General features: G+C 67.4%; 12 protein-coding genes. 8 read left to right on the top strand and 4 right to left on the bottom strand.

Annotated features, from left to right (window positions below; all coding sequences use genetic code 11):
* Positions 1-18: 18 nt before the first annotated feature.
* Positions 19-273 carry a hypothetical protein gene (locus HEB94_RS33745; protein WP_192753582.1) on the bottom strand — a complete coding sequence of 85 codons (255 nt, stop codon included), beginning with the start codon at positions 271-273 and terminating at the stop codon, positions 19-21.
* Positions 274-651: 378 nt separating this feature from the next.
* On the opposite strand from HEB94_RS33745, the gene HEB94_RS33740 reads away from it, so the two are divergent.
* The 7 genes from HEB94_RS33740 to HEB94_RS33710 all read left to right on the top strand — a co-directional run bounded on the left by HEB94_RS33740 (position 652) and on the right by HEB94_RS33710 (position 9,436).
* Entirely contained in the window at positions 652-1,581 is a 930-nt protein-coding gene (locus HEB94_RS33740; protein WP_192753581.1) for a phosphotransferase, read from the top strand.
* Positions 1,582-1,777: 196 nt separating this feature from the next.
* Positions 1,778-2,764: a carbon-nitrogen hydrolase family protein gene (locus HEB94_RS33735; RefSeq protein ID WP_192753580.1), complete on the top strand. Its 987-nt coding sequence runs from the start codon at positions 1,778-1,780 to the stop codon at positions 2,762-2,764.
* Positions 2,765-3,053: 289 nt separating this feature from the next.
* Positions 3,054-3,941, top strand: a complete 888-nt coding sequence (locus HEB94_RS33730) for a phytanoyl-CoA dioxygenase family protein (RefSeq protein ID WP_238361710.1) — start codon at positions 3,054-3,056, stop codon at positions 3,939-3,941.
* 35 nt (positions 3,942-3,976) lie between these two features.
* Positions 3,977-5,401: an ABC transporter substrate-binding protein gene (locus HEB94_RS33725; RefSeq protein WP_192753579.1), complete on the top strand. Its 1,425-nt coding sequence runs from the start codon at positions 3,977-3,979 to the stop codon at positions 5,399-5,401.
* A 26-nt stretch (positions 5,402-5,427) separates the two neighbouring features.
* Positions 5,428-6,354 carry a carbohydrate ABC transporter permease gene (locus HEB94_RS33720; RefSeq protein ID WP_192753578.1) on the top strand — a complete coding sequence of 309 codons (927 nt, stop codon included), beginning with the start codon at positions 5,428-5,430 and terminating at the stop codon, positions 6,352-6,354.
* 35 nt (positions 6,355-6,389) lie between these two features.
* The gene (locus HEB94_RS33715) at positions 6,390-7,304 is read left to right on the top strand and encodes a carbohydrate ABC transporter permease (protein ID WP_192753577.1); all 915 of its coding nucleotides are present in this window, start codon (positions 6,390-6,392) and stop codon (positions 7,302-7,304) included.
* 491 nt (positions 7,305-7,795) lie between these two features.
* Positions 7,796-9,436 (top strand): ABC transporter substrate-binding protein, encoded by a 1,641-nt coding sequence (locus HEB94_RS33710; RefSeq protein ID WP_192753576.1) that lies wholly within the window; start codon positions 7,796-7,798, stop codon positions 9,434-9,436.
* Positions 9,437-9,447: 11 nt separating this feature from the next.
* Here the strand turns inward: HEB94_RS33710 and HEB94_RS33705 are convergent, their stop codons facing one another.
* Together HEB94_RS33705 and HEB94_RS33700 are read right to left on the bottom strand one after the other, a co-directional pair.
* Entirely contained in the window at positions 9,448-9,777 is a 330-nt protein-coding gene (locus HEB94_RS33705; protein ID WP_202896714.1) for a transcriptional regulator, read from the bottom strand.
* A complete protein-coding gene (locus HEB94_RS33700) occupies positions 9,774-10,226 on the bottom strand; it encodes a hypothetical protein (RefSeq protein WP_192753575.1) in 453 nt (150 codons plus the stop codon). The genes HEB94_RS33705 and HEB94_RS33700 overlap by 4 nt, the downstream gene beginning before the upstream one ends.
* A gap of 186 nt (positions 10,227-10,412) precedes the next feature.
* Between HEB94_RS33700 and HEB94_RS33695 the strand changes: the two genes are divergently transcribed.
* A complete protein-coding gene (locus HEB94_RS33695; RefSeq protein ID WP_202896713.1) occupies positions 10,413-11,846 on the top strand; it encodes an SWIM zinc finger family protein in 1,434 nt (477 codons plus the stop codon).
* Between the two features lie 43 nt (positions 11,847-11,889).
* Here HEB94_RS33695 and HEB94_RS33690 read toward each other — a convergent pair whose 3' ends face one another.
* The gene (locus HEB94_RS33690; RefSeq protein ID WP_337918097.1) at positions 11,890-13,062 is read right to left on the bottom strand and encodes an RNA-guided endonuclease InsQ/TnpB family protein; all 1,173 of its coding nucleotides are present in this window, start codon (positions 13,060-13,062) and stop codon (positions 11,890-11,892) included.
* Positions 13,063-13,137 lie beyond the last annotated feature (75 nt).

The following is a 13,137-nucleotide window of genomic DNA, read 5'->3' as shown; positions in this document are numbered from 1 at the left end:
CCTCGGCGCGCCACCGTCTCAGCGGCCGCGGCGAGCGGTGAGGACCCGGCCGAACTGGCCTTCGCGCAGACCCTCGCTGGTGAGGGCGTGGTAGGCGATCATGACGACGATCAGTGCCAGCCGCAGCGGCGGGACGAACCAGCCCGCGAGGGCGCTCACCGCGTACAGCCCGATCCCGGTGATCGGGCGGGCCCGCTGGGTGCCCGGACAGGCAGGATCGACGCCGGTCTCCAGCAGGTACGGCCTGCTGCGCAGGTAGCTGAAGGCAGCCACCAGGGAGCCGACATGACGGCGACGACCAGGGCGTAGAACACCACGGCGACCTGTTCGTCGTGCCGGCCGCCTTCGGCGAGCGCGTCCGAGAGCACAGCGGTGGGGAAGGGCACGCGCGACACTCCCCGAGCCCCCGGCGGGTAGAGAGGAGGCTCCACCCGCCGAGAGCACCTCGCGTTCGAGGGACGGAACGACGTTCCGGCATCTCCCGCCAGAGAGCGCCGGCGGCTCCGTGCCACTCGGCCACGGTCCCGAAGGGCATATCGGTGGCGGGAGCGGAATCGTTACGCGGCGTCCGCATCCGGTCAACGGCCTGGTGGCCGCACTTGAGCGGTCAAGGAAAGCGCAACGGCATGGTGGCTGCGGCAGGATTGGCGGGTGACACGACTGCCGCAGGGAGCCGATCGCCCGTCGCCGCCGAGCGAGGTGCTGGCCCGGTGGGCGTTGCGGGTGGAGGGCTACCTGGGCGGGCGCGCGAACCTGCACTGGCGGGTGTCTCGGGACGGTCGCCCACTGGTGCTGCGGCGCTACCAGGACAAGCCCCTGGGCGACATCGGGTACGAGCTACAGGTGCTCCAGCGTCTGGATGCGCTGGGCTGGCCCGTTCCGGTGGCGGTCGACGGGCCGCTGGTGGTTGATGGCCGCACGTGGTGCCTGTTCGCACGGCTCCCCGGGGCACCTCCCGTAGTTACCGAATCGCCGTCGGAGCTACGTGCGGTCGGTCGGCTCCTCGCGCGGCTGCATGCCGATCTGGAGACGCTCGCCGACCTGGGGCAACGACCGGGGTGCGAGCGCGCCGAACGGATCGTGGCGGACCCCGTGCTGACGCGTCGGCTTCGTGAGTACGAGCGGTTCTTTCCCGAGTCTGCCCGCATCCTGCGTTGGCACGCCGACCGCGCGCGCGAAGCCTTCGACGCCCTGGATCTTCGCGACCGGCTGCTCATGGTCATCCACGGCGACTTCGGCCTCCCCAACCTGCTCTGCCGGGACGGCAGGTTGACCGGCGTCGTCGACTTCGAGGCAACGCACCTCAACCATCGCGTGTCCGACTTCGCGCTGGCCTGGCGTGCGAAGCGGGACGAGGTCGTCCGTGGGTACGACGGGGTGCGACCCCTCGACGAACTCGACTGGGCATTGATCACTCCCGCCCTGTGGTCGTGGGTGTTCCTCGGTGTCGCGGACGAGATCCACGAGATGGCCGTCGGCTCGATCCAGCCACACGGGTTCGAGTGGCAGGTCGGTGTGTTGCGGCGCAGGACTCCGCTCATGGGGATGGCTGGAGCCACCTGTCCCGACTTTCCAGGTTGATGGGCGAGCCAGGTTGACCGCGAGGCATGGTCTCGGCAGGATGTGCGGCGGCGTGGCCTACGCCTGACCTTCGGTGACCGTCCCCAGCGCGGTCCGTCGCGGAGGTAAAGGGGCTCTCGTTCTCAGGCTGTTGTCATGGTCCGATCGTCTCGGGCGTGGTCGCTGGGGGACCGGCGTTCGAGGCGTGGAAGGCCAGATGACAGCGAACAGGAATCTCAAACGCAGGGTGCGTGCCCGCGCCGCCAAGACGGGCGAGTCCTACACGACTGCCCTCCGGCACTTCCGATCCACTCTCACAGGAGACGTGATGCCGGAGTCCAGAAGCCTGCGGTTCGCGGTGGCCCAGACCACCGTCCGCGAAGACCCCACCAGCAGCGCCGAACTGCGCGAGAGCGGTGCCGAGCTGCGCCGCATGATGCGTGAGGCCCACCAGGCCGGCGCGAGGATCGTGCACTTCACCGAGGGAGCCACCTGCTTCCCCAGCAAGTTCGTCATGTCCTCGCAGGGCCCGGACCAGGTGGGCCCCTCGGACTGGAGCAGGTTCGAATGGGACGTGCTGCGGCGAGAGCTTGCCGCGACGACCGACCTGGGCAGGGAGCTCGGGATCTGGACGGTCCTCGGTTCGGTGCACCAGCTCTCCGGGCAGGACCGCCCGCACAACAGCATGTACGTCATCTCCGACCAGGGTGACGTGGTCGCCCGCTACGACGAACGCACCCTGTCGACCACGAAGATCACCTACATGTACACCCCCGGCGCGGCCCCGGTCACCTTCGACGTCGACGGTCTGCGGTTCGGTTGCGCGTTGGGGATGGACTCCCACTTCCCTGAGCTGTTCATGGAGTACGAACGACTCGACGTCGACGTCGTCCTGATCTCCACGACCGGAAGTGTGCCCTTCAGCACGATGGTGGCCAACGAGGCGCTCGCCCACGCGGCCACCAACAGCTACTGGGCAAGCCTCGCCGTCCCCGCCCAGCACAGCCCGGTCGCGCCGTCGGGGGTGGTCCCGCCGGACGGCGAATGGGTCGCGCAGTGCGATCAGGACGGTTCGGCGTCCCTGGCAGTCGTCGACCTGGGTCACTCCACGCCGGACAACGTCACCAACCTGGCCCGGACCTGGCGCCGCCGGACCAGGACCGCCCTGCTGGAACGCGCACCAGCGCTCGACGCGACCAGCTGACAGCCGATCCACCCACGTCCGGGTCCGGCGCCTCCGGTGCGGAGGTGCCGGGCTCGGGCACAGGTGTTGCGGACTTACTCCATGATCTTCGAGTGCTCAGTGCTCGGTTGCGCCATTTCTTGAAGTAGCCAGGCGTCGAGTATGCCCGGGCGCCTTTCCTTCTCTGCCGCATTGCAGCCGTTCCGTCGGAAACGGTCGGACCGGTAATGGCCAGTCGAGGGCGTAGCGGCGCGACGCCGCTCCGCGCATGCTGAGTTGGCGGGGAAGCCTTCTCCTGAAGGAGCCTTCAATGTCCGCTGGTGACTCAGCCGGTACGAAGTCAGCTTCGGTGGTGCTGCACGAGACCGTTGACGACGCGTTGATCGAGCAGATTCGCGAGGACGGGTTCGGGGTGTTGAAGAACGCCCTGACGCCCGATGAGGTGGCGGAGATCAACCTCGAGGGGGTGCGGTTGTGCCGTGGCGACCTGGGGGAGATCCGCGACGGGTTCCAGGCCAGCGCCGAGGAGTCGGACGACGATGTGATGCGGCGCTATCTGTGCATCCATTTCCCGAACAAACTGTCGCAGGTCATCGCCCGATCCTTCCACCATCCGCGGATCGTGGACGTCCTCACCCGGCTGATCGGCCCGAACGTCAAGGCCATGCAGTCGATGCTGTTCGTGAAGGCCGAAGGAAAACCGGGTCAGGCCTGGCACCAGGACGAGTTCTTCATCCCGACCCGTGACCGCTCCCTCACCGCGGCCTGGATCGCGTTGGACGACGCGACGATCGAGAACGGTTGCCTGTGGGTGCTCCCGGGTTCGCACCGCCGCGGTGTCCTCTACCCCGACCGTGAGCAGGACGACGAGCGGTTCGACTGCGCGGTGGAGTTGTACGACTTCCCCTACCAGGACGAGGACGCCGTCCCGGTGGAGATCCCGGCGGGCGCGGCGGTGATCTTCAACGGCTACCTGTTGCACCGGTCGCTGCCGAACTCCGGCCGCCACGGCTTCCGCCGCGCGCTGGCCAACCACTACATGAGCGCCGAGTCGCTGCTGCCGTGGCGCCGTGTGCCAGACGATGTGCACGTCGCCAAGTGGGACTACCGCGACGTCGTGCTGGTCGCCGGGCAGGACCCCTATGCCTACAAGGGAACGATCGACGTGGGCCCGGCCCTACGTGCGGCCCACCGGTGAAGGCGGCTGCGACCGCTGACCGCACGGGCCCAGGCATGCTGCCCGGCGCAGAAGTCGAGGAGGCGCAGAAGCTCATGGAACGGCGTGCGGGGATGACCAGACGCGGCTTCATCGGGGCTGCCGGGATAGGCACAGTTGCCGCCGCGGCCTCCGGGTGTGGCGTTCTACCCGACGGGACCATCGAGGGCTTCGTCCCGGCGACGAGCAAGCACACCAGGATCCGCCTGTCGGTCTGGGGTGACGTCTCCGACGCGGCGATCTACGAGAAGATCCTCAACGCGTGGCACCAGTCCCAGGACACCTACCGAGCCAAGGCCGAGCAGTACACCGGCGACTACTACGCGAAGGTGCTGGCGAACTTCGCCGGGGGAATCCCGGCGGACGTGATGTACATCCAGGGCTGGATGTGGCAGCCGTACGCGGAAAGCAGGGTCCTGCACCCCCTCGACGAGTTCATCGAACGGGACGGCGTGCGCGAGCGGTGGCCGAACATCGAGAACTTCACCTGGAACACCAGGTGGAAGAACCAGACCTACATGGCGCCGGTCGATGGTGGGTCGCTCGTCATGTACTACAACAAGGACCTCTTCGACAAACGTCGCGTGCCCTATCCCCGCCCAGGCTGGACCTGGGAGGAGTTCCAGCAGATGGTCCCGGAACTCACCTTCACCGAGGGCGGCAAGAAGTACTACGGCTGGGCGCAGGCGGGTGGCTTCCTGGGCGCCTACGGGCGAGCGGTGCCGTTCATGCGCCGCAACGGTGAGGTCGAGTGGGACCGGGTGGTCGAGCCGACCAAGGCGATGTGGAACCAGCCCGACATCGTCTCGGCCCTGCAGTTCACGCTGTGCGACGCGATCTCGAAGGGATGGTCACCCGGCCCCTCGGCCATCCAGGGCGGCGGCATCAGTTTCGCGACCGGACGCGTGGCCATGGTGCTCGAGGGCCCGTGGTATCTCCCCAACCTCTACGGGCCGCTCGCGACCACCAAGGCGGGCATCAACTACGACGTGGTTCCGCCCCCGGCCGGCACCGGCGGCGGCAACTACAGCTACGCCCACATCCACGGCCACGTGATGGCGGCACAGTCCACCCACAAGGAGGGCGCGTGGGAGCTGATCAAGTTCATCACCGGTGACGTGGGGCAGCGCATCATCGCCGAGGGCGCCCGGATGTGCGCCACGCCCACGAACGTGGAGCGGATCTGGGCGCCGATCGCCGGGCGGGACTTCCGCTTCCACAACACCGACGCGTTCGTGGTGAGCCAGCGGGAGGGCACCACGCCGCTGGTGATGGGAGAAGGGTCCCCCATCAACGCCTACGGGGGTGAACCGTTGGACTCGATGTGGACCGCCCTGCAGTCCGGCCAGCGAAGCGCGGCGGAGATCGTCGAGCAGTACCAGCCGGCTCTGCAACGCGTACTTGACAGGTACTGGGCCGAACGCGAACCGTCGGGCAACTGACTCGCCGCGCGACCAGGAGGCATTCGATGGCCACCACCCTCGCAGTGAAGTCCCAGGTCGACGTGCGGCCGGGAGCACGTCGACGAAGGGCCCTGCGCGACGGTCTGCTCTACTCCAGTCCGCTCCTACTCGGAATCCTGATCTTCTGGCTCGGCCCCATGGTGTACGCGCTGTTCCTCACCAGCCAGGACTGGAACCTCATCACCTCGCCCCGCTTCGTGGGGTTCGACAACATCCGGCAGGCCGCTCACGACGCGGATCTGTGGAAGTCGCTCGGCGTCACCGCCTACTACACCTTCGTCGGTGTGCCGCTCCAGCTCGTCGTCGCGCTGTCTCTCGCGCTGATGCTGAACCAGAAGATCCGGGGCCTCGCCCTGTACCGGCTGATGTTCTATCTGCCCTCGATCACACCGATCGTCGCCAGTGCCGTGGTGTTCAGCCAACTCTTCAACACCGAGTTCGGTGTCCTGAACCACGTCCTGGGATGGTTCGGGATCGGACCCGTCAACTGGCTCTTCGACACGAAATGGGCGGTACCGGCGCTCATCCTCATGAGCCTGTGGTTCGTCGGCCCACAGATGATCATCTTCCTCGCCGGCCTTCAGGGCGTGCCGCAGTCCCTGGTCGAGGCGGCCACGATCGACGGTGCCAACGCCTGGCAACGGTTCCGGTCGATCACGGTCCCGATGATCTCGCCGACGATCCTGTTCAACATGGTGGTCGGGATCATCGGAAGCTTCCAGGTCTTCGCCCAGGCGCTCATCATGACCAACGGTGGTCCCGAAGGCGCCACGCGCTTCCTCGTTCTGTACATCTACCAGAACGGTTTCCAGTACTTCAACATGGGCTACGCGGCCACCCTGTCGTGGCTTTTGTTCTTCATCGTCGTGGCGCTGACCTTGCTGCAGTTCCTGGTCTCGCGTCGGTGGGTCTACTACGAGGGCGCGCTCTAGCCTCCTCGCGGGCCGCGCAACGGGAAGGTGAGTCGATGGATGCCATCCGGACCGCAGGAGAGGACAGGTCGACGGGCTCGGCGGCCGCCCGGGTGCCAGACCGCGCCGGGCGCGACACCCGATGGGTCGTCGGGTCGCGACGCCTGCTCCTGCACATCGTCCTGATCGTGTTGGGCATCACGTTCCTGATGCCGTTGTTGTGGGTGGCGAGTACGTCGCTCAAGGCCCCCGGCCAGGTCTTCGAGGTGCCGGTGGACTGGATCCCGAACCAACCGCGCTGGAGCAACTACGGCGAGGTCTTCACCCGCCTGCCGTTCGCGACCTTCATCGTCAACACCCTCGTCGTGACTGTCCTGGGAACCGTCGGCTCGGTGCTCAGCGCGATCACGGCGGCCTACGCGCTGGCACGCCTGGGCTGGGCCGGCCGCCGCCTCATCTTCGGTGCGATGCTGGCGACGATGATGCTGCCGCCGGTGGTGACCCTGGTGCCGATGTTCGTGATCTTCAAGCAGTTGCACCTCATCGACACGTTCTACCCGCTGTGGTTGCCCGCGTGGTTCGCGCCGGCCTTCTACGTCTTCCTGCTCCGCCAGTACATGATGACCATCCCGAAGGAGTTCGACGAGGCGGCGAAGGTCGACGGCGCCTCGAACTTCCGGATCCTCTGGCAGGTCATCGTCCCCCAGTGCCGCCCGGCGGTGGCGACCGTCGCGATCTTCGCCGGCCTGTCGCACTACAACGACTTCATGGGCCCGCTGATCTACCTGTCGCAGAACGAGAAGTACACCGTCCCGCTCGGCCTCATGTGGTTCCAGGGCAGGTTCGGGCAGTTCTGGCACCTCGTGATGGCGGCGACGATGATCACGATCATTCCGTTGCTCGTCCTCTTCCTCCTCGCCCAGAAGCACTTCGTCCGCGGCATCACGCTGACCGGACTCGCGGGACGCTGACGCGGGCGAGCGTCCTTGGGGGGCACACGTCGCGGGGCAGGACCAATGACAGGACCTGATGTCCAGCCCTGGACGCGCGACGTGACCGTCCGGAGGCCACCGGCGACGGTCCGTAACGTGGCAACTTTCTGTCCCAACGCGGAAGGGGTGCGCCGATGACCCGCCCACCTGCCTCAGCGAACGTGCCAACAAGACGTCTTGTGCTGACCACCGCACTCCTCGCCTCCACGGCATCCTTGACCGGGTGCGACCTGTTGTCCACTGACCCGTCAGGCGATGGGAAGCAGAACCCGTCAGGCGGTGGACACCAAAATCCTGGGCCCGGAACTGAGCGACAGGCCCCTGGCCTGGCGGACATGGTCCGGAAGGGTGACCTGCCGCCGCTGGCGGAGCGGTTGCCGAAGAACCCACTTGTGGTCACGCCCGTCGAGCGAACCGGCACCTATGGCGGGACCCTGAATGCGGTCATTCAGAGTCCACAGGACGGCTGGATGAACGCGACAGCGGGATACGACCAGATCCTTCGCTGGGACCCGACCTTCACGAAGACCTTCCCCGACATCGCGGAGTCGTACGACATCGACGAGTCCGGCAAGGAGCACCGATTCCACCTTCGCGAGGGCATGCGGTGGTCGGACGGGCATCCATTCACGGCCGACGACCTGCTCTTCGCGTACAACGACGTACTCCTGAACGAGGAGCTGTACCCGGCTGCACCGGCGTACCTGGCGCCTACGGGCGCGCCCGCGAAGATCCGGAAGATCGACAACCACACGGTGGCGTTCACGTTCGACCTCCCCAACGGCATCTTCCCCATGTGGCTCGCGAGTTCTGAGGGACTGTCGTTGGTCACGCTGCCACGTCACTACCTCAGCCGGTTCCACCCGAAGTTCAACGCGGATGCGGAGGACTCCGCGAGACAGCAGGGATTCTCGCAGTGGAGCCAGCTCCTGCTCGCGAAGACCGATCGTTGGGGTAACCCGGACCTTCCCACGTTGTCCGCGTGGAAACCGGCCGCGGCTTCGACCAGTCGGATCGTCCTCGAGCGGAACCCCTACTACTGGAAGGTCGACACCGACGGCAACCAACTGCCCTACATCGACAGGATTGCGTACCATCTCATGAGCGATCCGCAGGTAATCCTGTTGAAGGTATCCAACGGTGAGATCGACTTCGACATGTGGCGGGTCGGCACCCCCGCGTTCAAGCCGGTACTTGCTTCCAAACGAGAGCAGGGAAGGTTCCACTTCTTCGACTGCAACTGGTCCTTCAACAACAACATGAACATCGCGTTCAACCTCTGTCACAAGGATCCAGCTCTTCGAGCAGTCTTCCAGAACAAGGACTTCCGTGTCGGCATGTCGTACGCCATCGATCGGAAGGAGATCATCACAGGAGTCCTCCAGCGTCAGGGCAGACCGTGGCAGGCGGCTCCCCGGCCGGAGTCGGTGTTCTACGACGAGGAGTTCGCCACCCAGTACACCGAGCACGACCTGGCGAAGGCCAACGAACATCTCGACCGTGCAGGACTGGGCCAACGTGACGGGAACGGTTTTCGGCTCCGGCCGGACGGACGCCGACTGTTCTTCTCGGTCATGGTCCCGTCCACCAACGGCGACCCGACGTTCGCACCCACGATGGACCTCGTCCGGGGATACTGGCGGGCTGTCGGTGTTGACGTGAACATCCAGTCCCTGGACATCACCCTGTACACCAGCCGCACGAACGGCAACGACTTCGACGCGCAGGTGTACCAAGGCGACGGCGGCCTGAACGCGATGCTCATTCCCCAGTGGTATCTGCCCACAGGAGCGGGCTCACGGTTTGCCGTTCCGTGGGGCGAGTGGTACGAGTCGCGAGGCAGAGCTGGTGAGCGGCCTCCGGCGCGGGTGAGAGAGCAACTGGCTCTCTACGACGAGGCGCAGCAAACCGTTGACCTCAAGGAGCAGAAGAGGCTCTTCATGGAGGTACTGAGGATCTCGAAGGAGCAGTTCTATGCGATTGGAACGTCGCTTGCGCCGCGGACGTTCGGAGTCGCGACAGACCGGTTGCACAACGTTCCGAAGAACATAGTCCGGCTCTATCCAAACCCGGGGGCCACCAACCTGCCGCAGTTCTTCATCGAAGACTGATCATCACAAGGTCAACTCGTCGGTTCGGAGGGCTCTGGGGCCCGGGCCGCGGCGGCGATCCGCTCCAGGGCCGCGGCATGGCGCCGGAACGCCTCCCGCCCCTGCGGGGTGAGTCGCACCAAGGTGCGCCGCGCGCCCAGGCCCTTCTGCTTCTGGATGTCGACATATCCCTGGGCGGCGAGGGCGGAGAGCTGCTTGGAGAGTGCCGAGTCGCTGGTGTCGACCGCCTCCCGAACGAAACCGAAATCCGTCCAGCTCGCCGGCGCCAGCAGCGCGACGATCGCCAGCCGCGCGGGGACGTGCAGGAACTCGTCGAAGTCGTTGTCCATCAGCGCCTTCAACGCCCGTCCGTGCCTCGTACCCGCGCTACGAGGGTGTCCCGCACCCGGTCGGCGACCAGCAGACTCACCACGCTGAGCGCGGCGGCCACGACCGTGTGCGGGACCGGGACGCCGCCCGCCTGCGCTGCCGCCGACAGTCCCCTGAACAGCCCCACCAGGGCAATCCCGGCGGCCGCCGCGAGCAGGGCCTCCCCGGAGGTCATTGGTCTGCGCACGGTCGCCCGGCGCAGGCAGACCGTCAGCATGCCCACCAGCAGCACCACCGCCGGGAACAGCACCGCCCCACCCCATGGATTCGGCAGGTCGAAGGAGGCGAAGGAGATGAACAGGAGCAGGGCCGAGACCAGGAGATAGGGGCGGGAGAACCCGTACCGCAGGTACTCGGCCCGGGACTGGGCGCCGCGACGGCGTACATCGTCCAGCGCGGCCTGTGCCTCTTCAGGTCTCATGCGATTCCTGTCCTTCCTGCCAGCCGCACTTTCCTGTGAGGAAAGTAGCAGGTTCTTTCCTGAGAGGAAAGTACCGGGCGTTGTCGACGAGGCCGCCGAACCGGCGTGGTCAGTCGACATCGGCGGCAGGACCGCCGATGCCCACGCCGCAGCCGGTTGGGCGGATGTCGTTCTAGGCTGGTGACGGTGAGTAGTGTCGACATGGCAACGCCGGGAACGCCCCGAATGCGCGCCGCGGGGAGCGACTCCGGGGTCTCGTCGGTCCTGATGGCTAGGGTGGCCGCCGTGGTCGAGCAGTGGAGCAGGGATCAGGTGCTGGCAATGGCATCGGATGCCTCCTCCCACCTCGCCGCGCAGAGCATCGCCACCGCCGAGCGCTGGTCACGCACCGGCTGGTCCTCGCCGGCCGGCGAGGACGAGGACACCGGCCCGGTCGTGTGGGGGGAGTACCACGGCTCCGGCGCCCGGCCCTACCGCACCTGTGCCGAGTTGTCCGAACCCGCCTTCTCCTGTTCCTGCCCGAGCCGGAAACTCCCCTGCAAGCACGCCTTGGCACTGCTGCTGTTGTGGTCCGACGGCACCGTCGGCACGACCGGCGACCGGCCGGACTGGGTCGCCGAGTGGGCCGCCAAGAGAGCCGAACGCGCCGAACGCAAGGCCGGCCGCGGGCCTGACGCCCCGATCGCCGACCCGGCCGCGGCGCAGCGCCGAGCCCGGCAGCGGGAGGACCGCGTCGCCGCGGGGTTGGAGGAGTTCGACCGGTGGCTGCGCGACCAGGTACGCGGAGGTCTGGCCGGCGCCGCCCGCGCCAGCTACCGCGACTGGGACACCGTCGCCGCCCGGCTGGTCGACTCCCAGGCCGGCAGTGTCGGGGCGTGGGTGAGTCGGCTGGCCGCGGTCCCCGCCTCGGGGGAGGGCTGGCCGGGCCGGCTGCTGGAGGAGTACGCGCTGCTGCGACTCCTCACCGTCGCCTACCGGCGGCTCCCGCAGTTCGAGGAGCCGATGCGCGCCACCGTCCGGACCCGGGTCGGGTTCACGATCCGGCAGGAGGAGATCAGGTCCGGCGTACCGGTCCGCGACCACTGGCAGGTCCTGGGCGTCCACCAGATCGACCTGGACCGGCTGGTCACCAGGCGCACCTGGCTGCGCGGCGCCAGCACCGAAACGATGGCGTTGCTGCTGGCCTTCGCCCCACCCGGCCAGCCGATGGAGGTCCCGCTGGTGGTGGGGACGACCATCGACGCCGACCTCGTGTTCTACCCGGGCGCGCTGCCGCTGCGGGCGGTGATCACCGAGCGGTACGCCATGCCCGCACCCACTCGCCCGCCTGGCCACACCGTGACCGGCGCCCTCACCTCCTACGCCGACGCGCTCGCCCGCGATCCCTGGCTGGACACCTGGCCCGTCGTCCTCGCCGACGTCGTACCCACGCGGTCCCCGACCTGGGCGCTCGCCGACCCCACCGGCGCCGCGCTCGAACTCCACCCCGCCGTGGAGGACCCCTGGCCCCTGGTCGGGCTGTCCGGCGGCCACCCCGTCACCGTCGCCGCCGAATGGACCCCGCGCGGGCTCACCCCGCTCACCGCCTGGAGCGCCGAGGGAGAGGTGGTCTCGCTTTGACGTCCTCCCTCGGCTGAAAGCCGGGGGATTCCAACCCATCGCTCTACACGGAGAGGAGGATAGGTTGAGGTTCGCGGTTCGCAGGCTCGCCCCACGGCGGGCCTCCCCGTGCAGTCACGGCACGCCCTGCCGCGATGTTTCTAGCCGCATTGACGTCAGCGTTCTCGGTGTGTCCGCAGGACCGGCATGCAAAGCGCGCTTGGCTCTCACGCGCTTCACGGTCGACGTTCATGCACGCCGAGCACGTCTGGGACGTGTACGCGGGGTGGACCTTCTGGACCCTCCCGGGTGCCTTGTGTTCGAGCCGTTGGACCAGTTGCCCCCAGCCGGACGCGAGGATCGAACGGTTGAGCCCGGCTTTCTGCCGGACGTTCCTGCCGGGGTTCTCGATAGTGCCCCGAGCCGAACGTGTCATGCTCTGGATGCGCAGGTCTTCGACACGGATCAAGTCGAAGCGGCGGGCCAGAGCGGTGCTGGTCTTTTCGACCCAGTCCTTGCGTCGGTTGGCTTCTGCGGCCTTGATTCTGGCGATCGCGGTCTTGACTCGGCTGCGCCGGTTGGATCCGCGCTTCGCGCGGGCGAGCCGGCGCTGGAGGCGAAGCAGACGGGACGCCTCGCGCGCGGTCATTGGGGGCAGGCGGAGAAGGTCACCGGTCGACAGTGCAGCCGAGACGGCTACACCCCGATCGACACCGACGATCTCACCGTTGTGGGGTGCGGGGATAGGGCCGGGTACCACAGCGAACGCGATGTGCCAGCGGCCGGCCCAGTCCCGGGTGATGCGGTAGGACCTTGCGATGGCGGGGACGGGCCGGGAGAGCCGGAACCGCACCCAGCCGACCTTCGGAACAATGACTTCGGCCCAACGGCGGTTCAGTTTTCGCACCCGGCGGGCTTGGGCGCCGACGATCCGGAAGCCCTCATTCCTGCCTGCCTTGCGCCAGGTCGGCCGGCGGTGTGTGCCAGCGTAGAAGTTCTGCCACGCCCGATCAAGGTCACGAAGCGCTTGTTGCTGCACGGTAGACGACCCAGCGGCCAGCCACGGCTCGGTGGCGCGCGCCTCGGTCAGCTGGCGGCCCTGTTCCGCGTAGCCGGGCGGGCTTGCACGCCGGTCGGGCCGCCACATGAGCCGCTGTTCCAGACCGAGGTTCCACACGTACCGTGCATGTCGGCAGTGCTCTACCAGCCCTGCCTCCTGGGCAGGCGTGGGGACCACACGAAACCGAGATATCACACTAAACCTAAAGGAGAGGACCGACAGGAAGTGTCTGCTGCAGAGGGCTTCCTCCCC

The organism is Actinopolymorpha pittospori (assembly GCF_014873875.1).
Lineage (GTDB): Bacteria > Actinomycetota > Actinomycetes > Propionibacteriales > Actinopolymorphaceae > Actinopolymorpha > Actinopolymorpha pittospori.
The sequence above is the reverse complement of the archived record's forward strand: the minus strand, read 5'-3'. Positions and strand labels throughout refer to the sequence as shown.

Bases quoted from the DNA above. Each gene is read 5' to 3' on its own strand.
- HEB94_RS33730 (WP_238361710.1), top strand. From the start codon at position 3,054: ATGTCCGCTGGTGACTCAGCCGGTACGAAGTCAGCTTCGGTGGTGCTG.
- HEB94_RS33735 (WP_192753580.1), top strand. From the start codon at position 1,778: ATGACAGCGAACAGGAATCTCAAACGCAGGGTGCGTGCCCGCGCCGCC.
- HEB94_RS33715 (WP_192753577.1), top strand. From the start codon at position 6,390: ATGGATGCCATCCGGACCGCAGGAGAGGACAGGTCGACGGGCTCGGCG.
- HEB94_RS33710 (WP_192753576.1), top strand. From the start codon at position 7,796: ATGAACGCGACAGCGGGATACGACCAGATCCTTCGCTGGGACCCGACC.
- HEB94_RS33700 (WP_192753575.1), bottom strand. From the start codon at position 10,226: ATGAGACCTGAAGAGGCACAGGCCGCGCTGGACGATGTACGCCGTCGC.
- HEB94_RS33725 (WP_192753579.1), top strand. From the start codon at position 3,977: ATGCTGCCCGGCGCAGAAGTCGAGGAGGCGCAGAAGCTCATGGAACGG.
- HEB94_RS33720 (WP_192753578.1), top strand. From the start codon at position 5,428: ATGGCCACCACCCTCGCAGTGAAGTCCCAGGTCGACGTGCGGCCGGGA.